Consider the following 17,396-nt stretch of genomic DNA (forward strand, 5'->3'; position numbering starts at 1 on the left):
ACCAGATGACTGCAAACCTCATGCACAGTTCTAAAAAGTTTTGATCGAATATGCACAACCCAGTACAGCGAGAATCCATGGGTATTCAGTTCATTTGTTCCACGTGGAACCAAATTCAGCAACGCAGATGTAGGCAGTCGGCGCGGTCTAAAGCGGAAGATGCTCAAGCGGCAACGCTCCCGGCGCCTTCACCGTGTGAATTGCAAAATTACTGCGGATGTCACTCACACCTGGCAACTTCAATAAACGCCCGGTGAGAAAACGGTCATAGGCACGCAGGTCCGGCACCACCACTTGCAGCAGAAAATCCGATTCACCTGATACCAGAAATGCCGAAATCACCTCGGGCAATGCCGTCACCGCCAAGCGAAAAGACTCCGCCTGTTCATCGTTGTGACGTTCGACCTTGACCCCGACAAACACCGTCAGTCCCAGCCCGACTTCATCGCGATCAAGAGTGGCTTGATAGCCGCGAATCACGCCGGCTTCTTCAAGCATCCGCACCCGGCGCAAACAGGGCGATGCGGACAGCCCGATCTCGTCGGCGAGTTGCACATTGCTCAGGCGACCATCCCGTTGCAGCGCTGCGAGAATCTTGCGGTCGTAGGCATCAAGTTTCATGTTTGGCAGATCCTGAGGGTGAGCGCGTTATTCTGTGGGAGGTTATGCCAACCCAAGAGGATTTAGAAGCAAACTACGCAACCACCTGCCCTGCTCTTCAGCCCTAGACTGAGCGTTCCGAATCAACGAAAAACGGGGTGCACAGTGGCAGAACTCTGGCTGTTTTTCATGGCGCTGGCGGTGGTTTACCTGTTACCGGGCCCGGACATGATCCTGCTTTTGCAGACGGGGGCTCGTCAGGGCAAAGGTGCCGCACTGGCGACGGCGGTGGGTTTGGGCGTTGCCCGGGGTTGCCATGTGGCATTGGCGGCGCTCGGGCTGGCGACGCTGTTTAAAGCGGCGCCCTGGACGTTCGATATTGTCCGTCTGGCCGGGGCTGCGTATTTGCTGTGGATCGGCATTCAGTGCTTGCGAACCACCCTGCTGCCCGACCTGAACGATACAGACCACGCCGGCGAAAAACCTCGTTGGCGCGCAGCGATCCAGCGCGGTTTGCTCACCAATCTGTTAAATCCCAAAGCGCTGCTGTTCTGCTCGGTGCTGTTGCCGCAATTCATCAATCCTGACGCCGGCCCGGTACTCACACAGTTTGCGACCTTGGGCGTAGTACTGGTCAGCGTCGGCTTGTTGTTCGACAGCGCTTACGCTCTGACCGGCGCCGCGCTGGGTCGCTGGCTGCAACGCAGTCCATCGGCCCAGCGTTTACAGCAGTGGCTGTTCGGTAGCCTGCTGATCGGATTCGCGGTCCGGTTGACGTTCGTGCAACAGGCCTGATCAGGTCAGCGCCTTACGCTTGCGACGATTGATCAGCACCAGGGCTCCTGCGACGAAAGCGATCACACCGCCAATCTGCAACGGTTTCTTGTAGGGCCGCAGCGCCGAACGTGCAGCGTCGGTGACTTGGGTCACATAGCGCTTGTCGGCATTCTGGAAGTCCGGATACGGGCATTGATGACCGAAATCGCCAGCAAAGACCACATAGGGACCCTCCTCGACATAACGGCGGTAGAACGCTTTTTGCTCTTGGAGACCGGTCCCCCATGACGAAGCGTTACACAGCACTGCAGCGAAAGCCTGACTGCTGTGGGGCAGATGATCAGCGGCTTTGCTCGCCAGTGCCGTGGCGACAAAACGATAATGGAAACGCTTTTCAGGTTGCGCCACAGTCGCCTGCTGTCGCTTGACCTCACCCTCGGCCATCAGCGGTCCCACTTTGAGTTCGGGAGCTTCCAGGCTGTAATTACCACCGAATGTCGCGTAATCCGGAGACGTCTCGTAGCCCAAGAGCTCCATGCCATCAAAACGCGCCAAGGTAGCAGCATGGTAGTAAGCAAACGCCCGTTTGCTCGGCCACCATTTCGATTCGGCGTCGCGACGCAACTCCCCGTACCACGTGGCCATGCCCGAATATTCGTAACTATCGAAATACCCCGGCGCCTCGTCGTAGCGCTCTTCACGCAGCAACCGCCGCCCCAGCAAATTGCGCAGTTTCGCCGCCACCGGCAACGGCACATAGTTATCGCGCTCTTGCTGGGTCTGACGTGGTGGCGCTGGCACTTGGGTATCGACATATTGCTTGAGCTCATCGAGGGTCAGCACCCGCTCGGCAACCGTTGCCGCGTCGAACCAATAAATGTCTTTGCTGCGATAGAGCTGATCGAATGCTTGCAGGTAATCCCCACGTTGCAGCGCCAGGATCGCGCTTTCGCCCTCGACCCGGCATTTAGGCTGCAGGGTTTCGTAATTCCAGTCCGGGGTGCGTCGTTCGCCCCAGGACTCATTCTGCGGGAAGGCTTGGGCAGCCTTGGCATACGCCGCAGCGGCCGCAGTCTTATCGCCATCGCGCATCGCCAGTTTCGCCCGCAGCCACCACGCCAGACCGCCATCGCCCGCGTGCTCAAGAAATGCCTTGGCACTGGCGTAGTCACCCTGCTGATAATTGACCGCCGCCAGACGATCAGCATTTTCGAGGCTACCCCGAGTGCTGTTGTGCAACAGTTTGATCAGCTTCAATTCGTTCGGCGGCTGATCACCGAATGACCAGCCCATCCGACTGATCAACGACGCCGTTACCAGTTGCTGCACCGGTTTGCCCTTGAGCAACGGAGCCAGCTGATCTTCAGGCATCGCCGCCAGATCGTTCATTAACAGTTTCAGCGAGGTGTAGCCCACCGCCGAACCGTGGAGGTTTTGCGTGGCATAGAGTTCGATGGCGCGGTTCCAGTCACCCGCACTGCGGGCTACGCGGGCTTCTTCGCCGAGGCTGGCGACGCCCAGTTCCAGCGGGTCGCTGAAGCCGTCGATGCTGAGCTGACGACTGTGTTCGAAGGTCTTTCGCGACTGATCCAGCAACTCGGGACCCGCGTCCGCTTCGGCGCTCATGGCAAACAATGCCCGACCTGATGAATAAGCAGCCCACGTGCTACGCAACCTTCGCTGATCAGCCGGTAATGCCAGGACCTTCTGGAAGTACTCGACCGCCAGCCCATGGTCACCCGTATTGAACGCCACGGCACCTGCCAGATAGAGCTTGAGCTCGGCCGGCAAATCCGCGCCTTGAATCTCGACCTGACGGGCATCGGTCAGGCTGCGCAGCTGTTTCACCCGTGCTTGCTGCTCTGCCGTCAAACCGCCCTGCTCGGCATTGTTGCGCTGTTCGGCAAGATCGGGCGCATCACCATAGCCAACATTCGGATTGTGGGTGGCGGCCGTGACATTCTTGAGCCCGGCGAGCGCCTGCCCGAGGCGATTGATCTCGAAGTTGAAGTTACCTTCCGGCAGCTCCGCCAGCGACTGGCTACGGTTGTCCAGCAGGCGCATCGGGAAGTCCGGCCCGCAGGCCAGCGCCGAACCCAGCGGCAGGCCGAGACTCAGGCACAGCAAGTGACGGGGCCAGTTACGGGTGAACATTCGAAGCTCCTTGATCAATGTTTGCGCAGCGCGCCCAACCGATGGCGCGCTGTCCGCCGGCCGCTATTCGACCGTCACGCAGGCGCGTGAAGATAAGCAGATCAGGGCTCTGTTGCAACGCATAGCCGGCGAGGGCATCGGCGCCGTCGCAACCCTGCACCGCCAGTGTCAGGCGTTCGGGCCAGGCGTTGTCGAGGTTGCCCTGATTAACGAGGCTGATGTCATAAAGGCCTTCTTTCGCCGAGAGCTTCAGCGTCAGGCGACTGTCGAGCGCATCGCCGCGCGCCACGGCGCGCAAGGTGGTCAGGCTCCATGCCCTGCGGTCGTTGGCCAGCGGCAGACGAAACCAGATCAGTCCCGCCAGATGAGCCGGAGGGTCGTCGCGTAATTGCCTGCCGAGTAGACTCAGTTGCTGCGGATCGGCCAACAATTCCCGGCGCGTTCCGCCCCGCTCGAGGGTCACTTCGCTTTCCACGACCGGTGCGCCATTGTCCCCAGGCAACAACGCCACGCCATAGGCCGGCAGCGCCAGATAAAAAGGTTTCGAAGTGATGCGGCTCCAGGCCGCGGCCCATTTATTGGCCTGATCCGGATCAAACAAGCCACTGCGCGGATCGCTGACCGCGTGCACCTGCAACACACTGCTATCGACTGTGGATAAGAGCGCCGGCAACTCAGGGCTGTCGAGCCAGGAGGGCAAGGCCGTGATGCTCAATGGCAGTGACGCTGGCAGAACCGAGCGCAGATGCACAAGAAATTCCCGATAGGCCGGTAATCGAGCATTGCCTGCATCGTGGTCGATTTCCACGCCGGCGAGGTTCAGCCCTTTCCCGTGCCAATCGCCAAGTACCTGCTGGATCTGCGCAGTGACCTGGTCCTGGTCCAGCGATGTGAGCTGGCCATCGAGACGAACCACCGCTATCAACGGTCTGCCGTCACCTTTGAGCAACGCCGGATCAATGTGCGCCCGACTCCAACCCGCCTGCGGGAACGCCTGCAAGGCCAACACCCGCAGGGTCGAGAAGTCAGCGTGGCTGTCCTTGATAGCGGCTTCATGGGCCGGGGTCCATTGTCGTTGCCAGACGTAGAGCTGCTGGTCCAGTGGCGGTGCGTCCTGTCGTCCGCAACCGTTGAGCAATCCCATCGCTGCGAGCAACACGATCAATCGAGTAAAAAAAAACATTAACAGCCTTATCCCTGAAATGCGAAAAGGGCCGTTCATGGCCCCTTGTCGTTCTTACCCCCTACCCTACTGAGGCCCCGGCTGATGGGCAAATGCTCACTGACAAGGGCTCATCAGATATCTAACACCAAAGGTTGCGAACCCTGGGCCGGAATTGCGCAACAGATCAGCACCTGCCCCTCGTCCGGCACCTCTGCCGGCGGCTGTGGATAATGGACCTGGCCGCTGATCAAGCGAGTCTTGCAGGTCCCGCAGGAACCGCCGCGACAACTGAATTCCGGGCGCAGCCCACGGCTTTCCGCCAACTCCAGCAAACTGCCGCCATCGGGCTGCCAACGGGCCTCTTTGGCCGAGCGCTGGAACACCACCGGCACCGACGTGGTGGCGGCTGGCGGCTGTTCGATGATGGCCGCATCGGGGTCCGGTTGCCGGCGCAAGGTCGACGGCCCGAAGGTTTCGGCGTGAATCATGGCATCACGGATGTCCAGTTCCCGCAGGCTGTCGTACAGCCCCTGGGTAAAACTGCCCGGACCGCAGAGGACAAAATCCAGCCGATCGTAGTCCTCCACTTCGACGATGGTCTTGAGCAACGCGGTGTCGATCCGTCCCACCAGGTCAAAATCCTCGCCCTCGCGAGCCTCCGCTTCCGGTTGACTGAGCAGGCGCACTACCCTCACCGCGTCACCGGCACCCTCCAGCAAACGATCCAGCTCGGGCCGAAACGGTTGATCGGCCAAGGTGCGCGAACTCTGGAAAAACCAGGTAGGTCGGATGTGACGGGTGCGCAGGCCCTGATAAACCACCTCCCGCAGCATCGATAACAGCGGCGTAATGCCCACCCCGGCCGCCAGCAACACCAGCGGCCGGCGTTCGTGAGGCGCGACGGTGAAATGCCCTTGAGGCGCGCGGGCCTCCAATAGATCACCGACGACAACCTGTTCATGCAGATACGAAGAAACCAGGCCTTCACGCTTCACGCTGATGCGGAAAAAATCATCGGAAGGCGCGCTCGACAGACTGTAGGTGCGGATATGCACCTCGCCGGCAATATTGACCCGCAGCGGCACATGCTGCCCGGCGTGAAACACTGGCAACCCGGCGTCATCCGCGGGCTGCAGATAGAGCGAGCGGATGTTGTGACTTTGCGCTTCGATCCGCACCACCCGCAGCGGCCGCCATTGGTCGCCCAGGGCCTGGGCTTGCAGACGGGCCCTGGCCTGGTCCCAGGTACCGGTCAGTAAACTGGTGGGTGAAACACCCTCGAAGCGCCAGCGCAACGCCAGTGCTGCCGGGCGATGGACGACGCTTTCCACGTCGAATGTCCAGAGCCGCTCCGCACCTTGAAACGCTTGGACTTGCGGGCCTTCAAGGATGATTTCGGTGCGCCCGCTAAGCTGCAGCAGATCACCGGAGTTGAAATCGATAAACAGCAAACCGGCGCGAGGGTTGAGCAGCAGATTACCCAAGGTGTTGAAGAACAGATTGCCGGCGAAATCCGGAATGGTCAGGCGATTGCCTTCCACCTGGACGAACCCGGCCTGACCGCCGCGGTGCGAAACATCCACCGAACGCTGACCATTGACGTCCACATAACTGGCGACGAAAAAGGTATCGGCACCGGCGATCATGGCTCGGGCCGCATCATCCAGCCCGTCGAGGTGCTGGGCGACGCGGGTCGACGGGTCCGCCAGCGGCACCGAGCGAAACTGCCGCAATTGAATGTATTGCGGGCAATTGCCGAAGGACTGTTCCACGCTCACACCGAAACCGCTCGCCGACAGTGCGTTGATACGACCGTTGATACGATTGCGCCGCCGGGTATGCAGCTCGATCCCCAGCAGGCCAATTGCCGCGCCATCGGTCAATTGCGCAGGATCATCGGCACCCGGAAGGCTATTGAAGTGCAATGCATCCGGCGCGGGGGAATGGGTGAAGCCTGGCTCGCCTTCAAGAATGCTGGCCCATGGGTTGCCCGCAGCATCCACCGCGCCGTACAGCATGAACGGCAACCGCTGATAGAACGTGCGGTGCTGGTCCGGCATCTCGGTGCGAATCACCCTACGACCGAACGTTTCCATTCGCTCGGCAACACCCACGTGAGCCTGCAACTGTTTCTCGCCAGCATGCCAAGGCGAACGGTCCATAACGGCTTCTCCCCTGCGCCATCGACGCAGCGTGAACGACCCTGACGTATCGGGCCGCCAGCATCAGGCGGTTTTTTGCAGGCCGGCGACGGTACGCGGCATGCTGACAAAACCGGGCAAGGCTTCGATGCGCGTCAGCCAGGCCCGCACGTTGGCATAGTCTTCCAGGGAGACATTGCCTTCGGGTGCATGGGCGATGTAGCTGTAGGCCGCGACATCGGCAATGGTTGGCTCGCTGCCGGTCAGATAAGCCGAATTGGCCATTTCCTGATCGATTACCTTGAGCCAGGTGTGAGAGTAAGCAATCACCTCTTCTGCGTTGTAAGACGCACCAAACACCGTGATCAGTCTGGCTCTGGCAGGACCGAAAGCGAGAGGCCCGGCGGCAAATGACAACCAGCGCTGAACCTTGGCGGCACCGATCGGGTCGGTGGGCAGCCAACGGCCTTTGCCGTACTTTTTCGCCAGATAAACCAGAATTGCGTTGGAGTCCGCCAGTATCACGCCCTGATCATCAATGACTGGAATCTGACCGAAAGCGTTGAGCGCCAGGTACTCCGGCTGCTTGTGGGCCCCCTTGGCCAGATCGACGAAGATCAGCTCGGTCGGCAATTGCAGCAGGGACAGCATCAACTCCACACGGTGAGCATGGCCGGAACGGGGGAAGTGGTAGAGTTTGATCGCTTGCATGGTCGACTCCGCAGGGTGGGTGGCACTGTTCGGGAGAGATCAGCGCCGATGTCCGCTATCTTCCACCCGCAACCAAAACAATAGAATCACCAGCAAACGCAATCCATTATTTCAACCAGAGCAATAATTGCTCATCCTTGCAAGGCCGGGTGTTCCCGTAGCGCCTCCACGGCAAAATCGACGAAGCTTCGAACTCGCGCGGGGGCGTTGCGCCCACCCTGATACACCACATGGATGGGCAACGGCGGCAATTCGAAGTCGGCCAACACGATTTCCAACTCACCGGCGGCGACCTTGTTTGCGACCTGATAAGACAGGACCCGGGTGAGCCCCAGCCCCAGACACGCCGCAGTGATGGCCGCCTGATTCGCCGTCACCACTAATCGGGGTTCAGGACGAACACTGAGCGGTTCACCTGCGTCAAGAAAAGGCCAGCTTCTCACCTGACCGATAGCGGACGTTGCAATAACCGGCGCCTGAGCCAGATCCTGAGGATGTCGCGGTCGACCCTGGGCCATCAGAAACCCCGGCGATCCGCAAATCACCCGCCGCACTTCACCCACGCGAATCGCGTGCTGATTACTGTCCGGTAACTCACCAATGCGCACGGCGACATCAACGCCCTCCTCGACCATGCTCACCACCCGGTCGACCAGCAAGCCATTGATGCTGACTTCAGGAAACCGGGTCAGATACTCCACCATCACAGGCGTGACAAACAGCTCGCCAAACAACACCGGCGCGGTGATCGTTAATTGCCCACGGGGCTGGGCGTGGCTGCCTGCCGCCGAGTCCTCGGCTTCCTGCACCTCGGCGAGAATCCTGCGACAGTCTTCCAGATAACGCTGACCGGCCTCACTCAAATGCACGCTACGCGTCGTGCGGGTGAGCAACAGCGTGCCAATGCGTTTCTCCAGCGCCGCCACCGCTCGGGTAACGCTGGCGGCCGACATGCCCAAACGCCGCGCCGCCGCCGAAAAGCCCTGATCCTGGGCGACGGCGGAGAAGACCTGCATTTCCTGGAAGCGGTCCATAGGGGCATGTCCTTTTCAAAATCAAAAGATCGCAGCCTTCGGCAGCGCCTACAGTATGTTTCCTGTGGGTACTGCGAAGGGTGCGATCTTTTTGGCGCTAGCGTGACCTGTGGATAACTTATTCCACCGTCACCGACTTCGCCAAGTTGCGCGGCTGGTCGACGTCAGTGCCTTTCAACACCGCCACGTAGTACGACAGCAACTGCAGCGGAATGGTATAGAGGATCGGCGACAGGATGTCGTGGATGTGCGGCATCTGCACCACGTGAGTGCCTTCGCCATTGGTCATGCCGGCCTGCTCGTCCGCGAAGACGATCAACTCGCCGCCACGGGCGCGAACTTCCTGGAGGTTGGACTTCAGCTTCTCCAACAGTTCGTTGTTTGGCGCCACCGTAACCACTGGCATGTCGTTATCCACCAGCGCCAACGGGCCGTGTTTCAGTTCGCCAGCGGGATAGGCTTCGGCGTGGATATAGGAAATTTCCTTGAGCTTGAGGGCGCCTTCCATCGCGACCGGGAACTGCGCGCCACGACCGAGGAACAGCGTGTGATTCTTCTCCGCGAACAGCTCGGCGATTTTTTCCACAGTGCTGTCCATGGCCAAGGCTTCACCCAGGCGGCTCGGCAGGCGACGCAGTTCTTCAACCAGGGTGGCTTCAACACCGTTGGCCAGCGTGCCGCGAACCTGGCCCAGGGACAGGGTCAGCAACAGCAAGCCGACCAGCTGAGTGGTGAAGGCTTTGGTCGAGGCCACGCCGATTTCGCGACCGGCCTGGGTCAACAGCGTCAGGTCCGATTCACGTACCAGCGAGCTGATACCGACGTTGCAGATCGCCAGGCTCGCCAGGTAGCCCAGCTCTTTGGCGTTACGCAGAGCAGCCAGGGTGTCGGCGGTTTCACCGGACTGGGAAATGGTCACGAACAGGGTGTTGTCCTGCACGACTACCTTGCGATAGCGGAATTCGCTGGCGACTTCGACCTGGCAAGGAATACCCGCCAGCTCTTCTAGCCAGTAACGGGCAACCATGCCGGCGTGGTAGCTGGTGCCGCACGCGACGATCTGCACGTTGCGCACTTTGGCGAACAGTTCGGCAGCCTGTGGGCCAAACGCCTGGACCAGCACCTGGTTCTGACTCAGGCGACCTTCCAGGGTGCGCTGCACCACGGCCGGTTGCTCATGGATTTCCTTGAGCATGTAATGGCGGAATTCGCCCTTGTCGGCAGCTTCTGCTCCGTCACGGTATTGCACGGATTCACGTTCGACGACCTCGCCGTTAACGTCCCAGATCTGCACGCTTTCGCGGCGAATTTCCGCGATATCACCTTCTTCAAGGTACATGAAACGATCAGTGACCTGACGCAGCGCCAATTGGTCGGAGGCCAGGAAGTTTTCCCCCATGCCCAGACCGATCACCAACGGGCTGCCGCTACGGGCTGCGACCAGACGATCCGGTTGCCGGGCACTGATCACCGCCAGGCCATAAGCGCCGTGCAGCTCTTTGACAGTCGCCTTCAGGGCCACGGTCAGATCGCCCAAATCCTTGAGTTTGTGCTCCAGCAAGTGGGCGATGACTTCGGTGTCAGTGTCCGAGGTAAAGACGTAACCCAAGTCCTTGAGTTGTTCGCGCAGGGCTTCGTGGTTCTCGATGATGCCGTTGTGCACCACCGCCAGATCACCGGAGAAATGCGGGTGAGCGTTGCGTTCGCAAGGCGCGCCGTGAGTCGCCCAGCGAGTGTGGGCGATGCCCAGTCGACCGACCAGAGGTTCGCTTTCCAGGGCCTGTTCCAGCTCACTGACCTTGCCCGGACGACGCGTGCGCTCAAGCGTTTCGTTGTTAGTGAAGATCGCTACACCCGCGCTGTCATAACCGCGGTATTCCAGGCGCTTGAGGCCTTCGAGCAAAATGGCGGTGATGTTACGTTCTGCGACTGCGCCAACAATTCCACACATGCTATTTCTCCTGACTGGCAGCCGCGCAAATCAATGCGATGCCGCGGGCCTGAATCTGATCCCGTGCCTCAAGCGGCAAGCGATCATCGGTAATTAGGGTATGGATGCTGCTCCATGGCAGCTCCAGGTTAGGAATCTTGCGGCCTATCTTGTCGGCTTCCACCATCACCACCACTTCGCGGGCGACCTCGGCCATGACCCGGCTCAGTCCCAGCAATTCATTAAAAGTAGTGGTGCCGCGCACCAGGTCAATGCCATCGGCCCCGATGAACAACTGATCGAAGTCGTAAGAGCGTAGTACCTGCTCGGCAACCTGCCCCTGAAAGGATTCGGAATGCGGGTCCCAGGTACCACCGGTCATCAACAGCACCGGCTCGTGTTCGAGTTCGCTCAAGGCGTTGGCGACATGCAGCGAATTGGTCATCACCACCAGGCCCGGTTGTTGGCCGAGCTCCGGGATCATCGCAGCCGTCGTACTGCCGCTGTCGATGATGATTCGTGCATGCTCGCGAATCCGCATAACGGCTGCGCGAGCGATTGCCTGCTTGTATCTGGAAATCGGTTGACCGATATCGGCCACCAATTCCTGAGGCATGGTGACGGCGCCGCCGTAACGGCGCAGCAGCAAGCCGTTGCTTTCAAGCGCTGCCAGATCCTTGCGAATCGTAACTTCCGAGGTTTCGAAGCGTTTGGCCAGCTCATCCACACTGACTTCGCCCTGCTCATTGAGCAACGCGAGGATGTTGTGACGACGTTGTGGAGTATTGCGCTTCGACATAAGTTTCGATTCGAAAGATAACGGAAGCAATCAAAACCTATTGTCGAAACTTCGTCAAGCGGGAAGCGATAAAAAGACCTGTGGATAACAGGCCCTGTGGATAAAACCATCGCGGGCAAGTCGGGCCGCTGCACCGCTCGCTCCTACAAGTTCGAGTGGTTCACACACGCTGTGGATAACCAGCAATGTGGATAACTCTAGACGGCAGGAGCAAGCGGGCCGGCGGTTCGACTTACCCGCGAAGACGATTTAATGCGCTGTGGATAACTTATTTCTTAATCTTCTCTGGCCGCTTCCAGCCGTCGATATTTTTCTGGCGCGCTCTACCCACAGCCAGTTGTGAGTTATCCACATTCTGCGTAATGGTCGAACCGGCCGCCGTGGTTGCCCCGGCGCAGATATCCACAGGCGCCACCAACGAGTTATTGGAACCGATGAACACATCCTCACCCAATACGGTCTTCCACTTATTGGCACCGTCATAGTTACAGGTAATGGTGCCGGCGCCGATATTGGTGCGCGCACCGACCTCGGCATCGCCCAGGTAGGTCAAATGACCGGCCTTGGCGCCTTCACCCAGATGAGCATTTTTCAGCTCAACAAAGTTACCCACATGTGCCCGGGCCTCCAGTACCGTACCTGGACGAATACGGGCGAACGGACCGGCATCGCTGCCTTCGCCGAGCAGTGCGCCTTCGATATGGCTGTTGGCCTTGATCACCACGCCTTTGCGCAGGGTACTGTCCTTGATCACGCAGTTCGGACCGATCACAACGTCGTCTTCGATGACGACCTTGCCTTCGAGAATCACGTTGATATCAATCAGCACATCACGACCAACGGTCACTTCACCGCGCACGTCGAAACGTGCCGGGTCTCGCAACGTCACACCCTGAGCCATCAAGCGGCGACCCGCGCGCAATTGATAATGGCGCTCAAGCTCGGAGAGTTGCTTGCGATCGTTGGCGCCCTGCACTTCCATTGCATCGTGAGGCTGTTCGGTAGCCACCACCAGACCGTCGCTGACTGCCATGGCGATCACGTCGGTCAGGTAGTACTCGCCCTGGGCATTGTTATTCGAGAGACGGCTCATCCAGTCGCCCAGTTTTGCGAAAGGCAGGGCCAGGATGCCGGTGTTGCCTTCGGTGATCGCTCGTTCGGCTTCGTTGGCGTCTTTCTGTTCGACGATGGCCGTCACCTGGCCGGCGGCATCGCGGACGATACGGCCGTAACCGGTAGGATCGTCCAGCTCAACAGTGAGCAAGCCCAGTTGTTGCGGCGCTACTTTGGTGAGCAGGCGCTGAAGGGTTTCGACCTCAATGAGCGGCACGTCACCGTAGAGAATCAGAACAGTGTCGGATTCAATGAACGGTACGGCCTGAGCCACGGCATGGCCGGTGCCGAGCTGTTTGTCCTGCAGGACAAAATTCAAATCATCGGCGGCCAGGCGTTCACGCACCGCTTCAGCGCCATGGCCGATCACGACGTGGATACGCTGCGGATCAAGTTGCCGGGCGCTGTGGATAACATGGCCGAGCATCGAATTGCCTGCAATCGGATGCAGGACTTTGGGCAACGCCGAACGCATGCGAGTGCCTTGACCGGCAGCGAGGATAACGATTTCTAGGGACATGACTGGCTACCAATCCTGGGTGGTCAGCGGCTGCGACCAAGTGATGAATGTCGGAAATGAAAAAAGGGTAGCCGAGGCTACCCTTTCTAATCAATCGCGCAATAAGCGGCGGCCTGTTAGTGGCCGAACTTCTTGCGGATCTGCTGGACGGTGCGCAGCTGAGCTGCAGCCTCGGCCAGGCGTGCGGCAGCAGAACCGTAATCGAATTCCGCGCCCCGCTCATGCAAGGCCTTCTCGGCAGCCTTTACGGCTTCCTGAGCGGAGGCTTCGTCCAGGTCGGCAGCACGTTGCACGGTGTCGGCAAGAACCTTGACCATGTTCGGCTGAACCTCGAGGAAACCGCCGGAGATGTAATACACCTCCTCTTCCCCGCCCTGCTTGATCAGGCGGATCGGGCCCGGCTTGAGATTAGTGATCAGCGGCGCGTGACCCAGGGCGATACCAAGATCACCCAGTGCACCGTGCGCAACCACCATCTCGACCAGGCCGGAGAAGATTTCCCCTTCCGCGCTGACGATATCGCAATGGACTGTCATAGCCATCTGATTGCCTCAACCTAAATTAGCGCCCGTTGCCGGGCGCCGGGATTACAGTTTCTTGGCTTTCTCGATCGCTTCTTCGATGCCGCCGACCATGTAGAACGCTTGTTCTGGCAGGTGGTCGTAGTCACCGTTGAGGATGCCTTTGAAGCCAGCAATGGTGTCTTTCAGGGAAACGTATTTACCCGAAGCACCGGTGAAGACTTCAGCCACGAAGAACGGCTGCGACAAGAAACGCTGGATCTTACGAGCACGGTTTACCAACTGCTTGTCGGTTTCCGACAGCTCGTCCATACCCAGGATCGCAATGATGTCCTTCAGTTCTTTGTAACGCTGCAGAACATACTGTACACCGCGAGCGGTGTCGTAGTGGTCCTGGCCGATCACGTTCGGGTCCAGCTGGCGCGAAGTCGAGTCGAGTGGATCGACCGCCGGGTAGATACCCAGGGAAGCGATGTCACGGGACAGAACGACGGTGGCGTCCAAGTGGGCGAAAGTGGTCGCTGGCGACGGGTCAGTCAAGTCATCCGCAGGTACGTATACCGCTTGGATGGAGGTGATCGAACCGTTTTTGGTCGAAGTGATACGCTCTTGCAGAGTACCCATCTCTTCGGCCAGGGTCGGCTGGTAACCTACTGCGGAAGGCATACGGCCCAGCAGTGCGGATACTTCAGTACCGGCCAGGGTGTAACGATAGATGTTGTCGACGAACAGCAGAACGTCGTTACCTTCGTCACGGAACTTCTCGGCCATGGTCAGGCCGGTCAGTGCTACGCGCAGACGGTTACCCGGCGGCTCGTTCATCTGACCGTAAACCAGCGCCACTTTGTCCAGAACGTTGGAATCCTTCATCTCGTGGTAGAAGTCGTTACCCTCACGAGTACGCTCACCCACACCGGCGAACACGGAATAACCGCTGTGCTCGATGGCGATGTTACGGATCAGTTCCATCATGTTTACGGTCTTGCCTACACCGGCACCACCGAACAGACCGACTTTACCGCCCTTGGCGAACGGGCAAACCAGGTCGATAACCTTGATGCCGGTTTCCAGCAGGTCGTTGCCGCCCGCTTGTTCAGCGAAGGTTGGCGCAGGACGGTGAATGCCCCAGCGCTCTTCGGTGTCGATCGGGCCAGCTTCGTCGATCGGGTTGCCCAGAACGTCCATGATCCGGCCCAGGGTCGCTTTACCGACCGGTACGGAGATGGCAGCGCCAGAGTCGGTGACTTCCAGACCGCGCTTCAAGCCTTCGGTGGAACCCATCGCAATGGTACGAACCACGCCGTCGCCCAGCTGCTGCTGAACTTCCAGGGTGGTTTCAGCCGCGCTTATAACTTTCAGCGCGTTGTAGATGCTCGGTACGCTGTCGCGTGGAAATTCCACGTCGATAACGGCGCCGATGATTTGAACGATACGTCCGCTACTCATAGCTGGATCCTCTGAATATTTGAACCGTTAAACCGCGGCAGCGCCGCCGACGATTTCCGAGATCTCTTGGGTGATCGCAGCCTGACGCGCCTTGTTGTAGACCAGCTGCAAATCGCTGATCAAATCACCGGCGTTGTCGGTAGCGTTCTTCATCGCGATCATCCGCGCAGCTTGTTCAGCCGCGTTGTTCTCGACCACCGCCTGGTAGACCTGCGACTCCACGTAACGGACCATCAAGCCGTCAAGCAGCTCTTTGGCGTCCGGTTCGTACAGATAATCCCAGTGGTGCTTGAGTTCCTTTTCCGGGGTCGCCACCAGTGGAATCAATTGCTCCACCGTAGGCAGCTGCGTCATGGTGTTGACGAACTTGTTGGACACCACGGACAGGCGGTCAATACGGCCGTCCAGGTAGGCATCCAGCATCACCTTGACGCTGCCGATCAAGTCATTGATCGACGGCTCTTCACCCAGGTGGCTGATAGCTGCAACGACGTTACCGCCGAAGTTGCGGAAGAAAGCCGCACCCTTGCTACCCACTACACACAGATCGATCTCGACGCCGTTTTCGCGGTTTACCGCCATGTCCTTGACCAGGGCCTTGAACAGGTTGGTGTTCAAGCCACCACACAGACCACGGTCACTGCTCACCACGACGTAACCGACGCGCTTTACTTCGCGGTCGATCATGAACGGGTGGCGATATTCCGGGTTGGCGTTGGCCAGATGGCCAATAACCTGGCGGATGCGCTCCGCGTAAGGACGGCTAGCAGCCATGCGCATTTGTGCCTTGCGCATTTTACTGACCGCCACTTTTTCCATGGCGCTGGTAATCTTTTGCGTGCTTTTGATGCTCGCAATCTTACTGCGAATCTCTTTTGCGCCTGCCATGTAACACCTATCAGGTTAGCAAGCGGGAGCCTCGCGGCTCCCGCTGCGGCTTACCAGGTTTGGGTGGCCTTGAACTTCTCGATACCGGCTTTCATGCCAGCGTCGATTTCGTCATTGAAGTCACCCTTCACGTTGATCTTCGCCATCAAATCGGCGTGATCGCGGTTGAAGAAAGCAATCAGCGCTTGTTCGAAGCTGCCGATCTTGGCGATTTCAACGTCAGTCAGGAACCCACGCTCAGCGGCATACAGCGACAGCGCCATGTCAGCGATCGACATTGGTGCGTATTGCTTCTGCTTCATCAGCTCGGTAACGCGCTGACCATGTTCAAGTTGCTTACGGGTCGCTTCGTCCAGGTCAGAAGCGAACTGGGCGAATGCCGCCAGTTCACGGTACTGAGCCAGAGCGGTACGGATACCACCGGAGAGCTTCTTGATGATCTTGGTCTGAGCGGCACCACCCACACGGGATACCGAAACACCGGCGTTCACAGCAGGACGGATCCCGGAGTTGAACATGGCCGATTCCAGGAAGATCTGACCGTCGGTGATGGAAATCACGTTGGTCGGAACGAACGCGGAAACGTCGCCAGCCTGGGTTTCGATGATCGGCAGTGCGGTCAGGGAACCGGTTTTGCCGGTCACTGCGCCGTTGGTGAACTTCTCTACATACTCTTCGGAAACGCGGGATGCGCGCTCCAGCAGACGGGAGTGGAGATAGAACACGTCGCCTGGGTAAGCTTCACGGCCTGGTGGACGGCGCAGCAGCAGGGAAATCTGGCGATAAGCCACTGCTTGCTTGGACAGATCGTCATAAACGATCAGCGCGTCTTCACCGCGGTCGCGGAAGAATTCACCCATGGTGCAACCGGAGTACGGAGCCAGGAATTGCAGTGCTGCAGATTCCGAGGCGCTCGCGGCAACGACGATGGTGTTAGCCAGTGCGCCGTTTTCTTCCAGCTTGCGAACAACGTTAGCGATGGTCGATTGTTTCTGACCGATCGCTACGTAGACGCAGAAAATACCGCTGTTCTTCTGGTTGATGATCGCGTCGATCGCCAGAGCGGTTTTACCGATCTGACGGTCACCGATGATCAGCTCACGCTGGCCACGGCCGACAGGGATCATGGCATCGACAGCCTTGTAGCCAGTCTGTACAGGCTGGTCTACCGACTTACGCCAGATCACGCCTGGAGCAACTTTCTCGACCGCATCGGTCTCGGTGTTGTTCAGCGGACCTTTGCCGTCAACCGGGTTACCCAGTGCGTCGACTACGCGACCCAGCAGTTCCTTACCAACCGGAACTTCGAGGATGCGGCCAGTGCACTTGGCGCTCATGCCTTCAGCCAGAGACTGGTAGGAGCCCAATACAACGGCACCTACGGAGTCTTGCTCCAGGTTGAGAGCCATACCGAAGACGCCGCCCGGAAACTCGATCATCTCGCCGTACATGACGTCGGCCAGACCGTGAATCCGCACGATACCGTCAGATACGCTGACGACAGTGCCTTCGTTACGGGCTTGGGAGGTCACATCGAGCTTGTCGATGCGGCCCTTGATAATTTCACTTATTTCGGAAGGATTGAGTTGCTGCATTG

The 17,396-nt window shown here is 59.0% G+C and carries 14 protein-coding genes; 1 reads left to right on the top strand and 13 read right to left on the bottom strand.

The window, feature by feature from the left end; translation table 11 throughout:
* Window positions 1-147: 147 nt before the first annotated feature.
* Complete coding sequence (locus ACA062_RS32985; protein ID WP_497454664.1) at window positions 148-621, bottom strand: Lrp/AsnC family transcriptional regulator; 474 nt, start codon at window positions 619-621, stop codon at window positions 148-150.
* A 144-nt stretch (window positions 622-765) separates the two neighbouring features.
* Here ACA062_RS32985 and ACA062_RS32990 point away from each other — a divergent pair, with 144 nt between their 5' ends.
* A complete protein-coding gene (locus tag ACA062_RS32990) occupies window positions 766-1,395 on the top strand; it encodes a LysE family translocator (protein ID WP_497454665.1) in 630 nt (209 codons plus the stop codon).
* Here the strand turns inward: ACA062_RS32990 and ACA062_RS32995 are convergent, their stop codons facing one another.
* From ACA062_RS32995 to atpA, 12 genes are all read right to left on the bottom strand, one after another.
* Window positions 1,396-3,531, bottom strand: a complete 2,136-nt coding sequence (locus tag ACA062_RS32995; protein WP_497454666.1) for a hypothetical protein — start codon at window positions 3,529-3,531, stop codon at window positions 1,396-1,398.
* Complete coding sequence (locus ACA062_RS33000) at window positions 3,518-4,714, bottom strand: DUF3142 domain-containing protein (RefSeq protein ID WP_497454667.1); 1,197 nt, start codon at window positions 4,712-4,714, stop codon at window positions 3,518-3,520. The genes ACA062_RS32995 and ACA062_RS33000 overlap by 14 nt, the downstream gene beginning before the upstream one ends.
* Before the next feature lie 113 nt (window positions 4,715-4,827).
* On the bottom strand, window positions 4,828-6,858 hold the full coding sequence (locus ACA062_RS33005) for a 2Fe-2S iron-sulfur cluster-binding protein (RefSeq protein WP_497454668.1): 2,031 nt from the start codon (window positions 6,856-6,858) through the stop codon (window positions 4,828-4,830).
* A 63-nt stretch (window positions 6,859-6,921) separates the two neighbouring features.
* A complete protein-coding gene (locus ACA062_RS33010; protein ID WP_497454669.1) occupies window positions 6,922-7,548 on the bottom strand; it encodes a glutathione S-transferase family protein in 627 nt (208 codons plus the stop codon).
* A 131-nt stretch (window positions 7,549-7,679) separates the two neighbouring features.
* Window positions 7,680-8,582 carry a LysR family transcriptional regulator gene (locus ACA062_RS33015; RefSeq protein WP_497454670.1) on the bottom strand — a complete coding sequence of 301 codons (903 nt, stop codon included), beginning with the start codon at window positions 8,580-8,582 and terminating at the stop codon, window positions 7,680-7,682.
* Between the two features lie 118 nt (window positions 8,583-8,700).
* Window positions 8,701-10,533: a glutamine--fructose-6-phosphate transaminase (isomerizing) gene (gene glmS / locus ACA062_RS33020; protein WP_497454671.1), complete on the bottom strand. Its 1,833-nt coding sequence runs from the start codon at window positions 10,531-10,533 to the stop codon at window positions 8,701-8,703.
* Between the two features lies 1 nt (window position 10,534).
* A complete protein-coding gene (locus tag ACA062_RS33025; protein WP_497454672.1) occupies window positions 10,535-11,311 on the bottom strand; it encodes a DeoR/GlpR family DNA-binding transcription regulator in 777 nt (258 codons plus the stop codon).
* A 268-nt stretch (window positions 11,312-11,579) separates the two neighbouring features.
* On the bottom strand, window positions 11,580-12,944 hold the full coding sequence (gene glmU, locus ACA062_RS33030; protein ID WP_497454673.1) for a bifunctional UDP-N-acetylglucosamine diphosphorylase/glucosamine-1-phosphate N-acetyltransferase GlmU: 1,365 nt from the start codon (window positions 12,942-12,944) through the stop codon (window positions 11,580-11,582).
* 116 nt (window positions 12,945-13,060) lie between these two features.
* A complete protein-coding gene (locus ACA062_RS33035; RefSeq protein WP_010465460.1) occupies window positions 13,061-13,486 on the bottom strand; it encodes a F0F1 ATP synthase subunit epsilon in 426 nt (141 codons plus the stop codon).
* A gap of 45 nt (window positions 13,487-13,531) precedes the next feature.
* Entirely contained in the window at window positions 13,532-14,911 is a 1,380-nt protein-coding gene (gene atpD / locus ACA062_RS33040) for a F0F1 ATP synthase subunit beta (RefSeq protein WP_497454674.1), read from the bottom strand.
* A gap of 27 nt (window positions 14,912-14,938) precedes the next feature.
* Window positions 14,939-15,799, bottom strand: a complete 861-nt coding sequence (gene atpG / locus ACA062_RS33045) for a F0F1 ATP synthase subunit gamma (protein WP_150799964.1) — start codon at window positions 15,797-15,799, stop codon at window positions 14,939-14,941.
* Between the two features lie 50 nt (window positions 15,800-15,849).
* Complete coding sequence (gene atpA, locus ACA062_RS33050) at window positions 15,850-17,394, bottom strand: F0F1 ATP synthase subunit alpha (RefSeq protein WP_008155713.1); 1,545 nt, start codon at window positions 17,392-17,394, stop codon at window positions 15,850-15,852.
* Between the last annotated feature and the right edge of the window lie 2 nt (window positions 17,395-17,396).

The organism is Pseudomonas sp. LBUM1679, from assembly GCF_059695565.1.

Excerpts from the sequence above, each read along its gene's own strand:
- ACA062_RS32985 (WP_497454664.1), bottom strand. The coding sequence starts at position 621 with ATGAAACTTGATGCCTACGACCGCAAGATTCTCGCAGCGCTGCAACGG.
- ACA062_RS32995 (WP_497454666.1), bottom strand. The coding sequence starts at position 3,531 with ATGTTCACCCGTAACTGGCCCCGTCACTTGCTGTGCCTGAGTCTCGGC.
- ACA062_RS33000 (WP_497454667.1), bottom strand. The coding sequence starts at position 4,714 with ATGTTTTTTTTTACTCGATTGATCGTGTTGCTCGCAGCGATGGGATTG.
- ACA062_RS33005 (WP_497454668.1), bottom strand. The coding sequence starts at position 6,858 with ATGGACCGTTCGCCTTGGCATGCTGGCGAGAAACAGTTGCAGGCTCAC.
- ACA062_RS33010 (WP_497454669.1), bottom strand. The coding sequence starts at position 7,548 with ATGCAAGCGATCAAACTCTACCACTTCCCCCGTTCCGGCCATGCTCAC.
- ACA062_RS33015 (WP_497454670.1), bottom strand. The coding sequence starts at position 8,582 with ATGGACCGCTTCCAGGAAATGCAGGTCTTCTCCGCCGTCGCCCAGGAT.
- glmS (WP_497454671.1), bottom strand. The coding sequence starts at position 10,533 with ATGTGTGGAATTGTTGGCGCAGTCGCAGAACGTAACATCACCGCCATT.
- ACA062_RS33025 (WP_497454672.1), bottom strand. The coding sequence starts at position 11,311 with ATGTCGAAGCGCAATACTCCACAACGTCGTCACAACATCCTCGCGTTG.
- glmU (WP_497454673.1), bottom strand. The coding sequence starts at position 12,944 with ATGTCCCTAGAAATCGTTATCCTCGCTGCCGGTCAAGGCACTCGCATG.
- ACA062_RS33035 (WP_010465460.1), bottom strand. The coding sequence starts at position 13,486 with ATGGCTATGACAGTCCATTGCGATATCGTCAGCGCGGAAGGGGAAATC.
- atpD (WP_497454674.1), bottom strand. The coding sequence starts at position 14,911 with ATGAGTAGCGGACGTATCGTTCAAATCATCGGCGCCGTTATCGACGTG.
- atpG (WP_150799964.1), bottom strand. The coding sequence starts at position 15,799 with ATGGCAGGCGCAAAAGAGATTCGCAGTAAGATTGCGAGCATCAAAAGC.
- atpA (WP_008155713.1), bottom strand. The coding sequence starts at position 17,394 with ATGCAGCAACTCAATCCTTCCGAAATAAGTGAAATTATCAAGGGCCGC.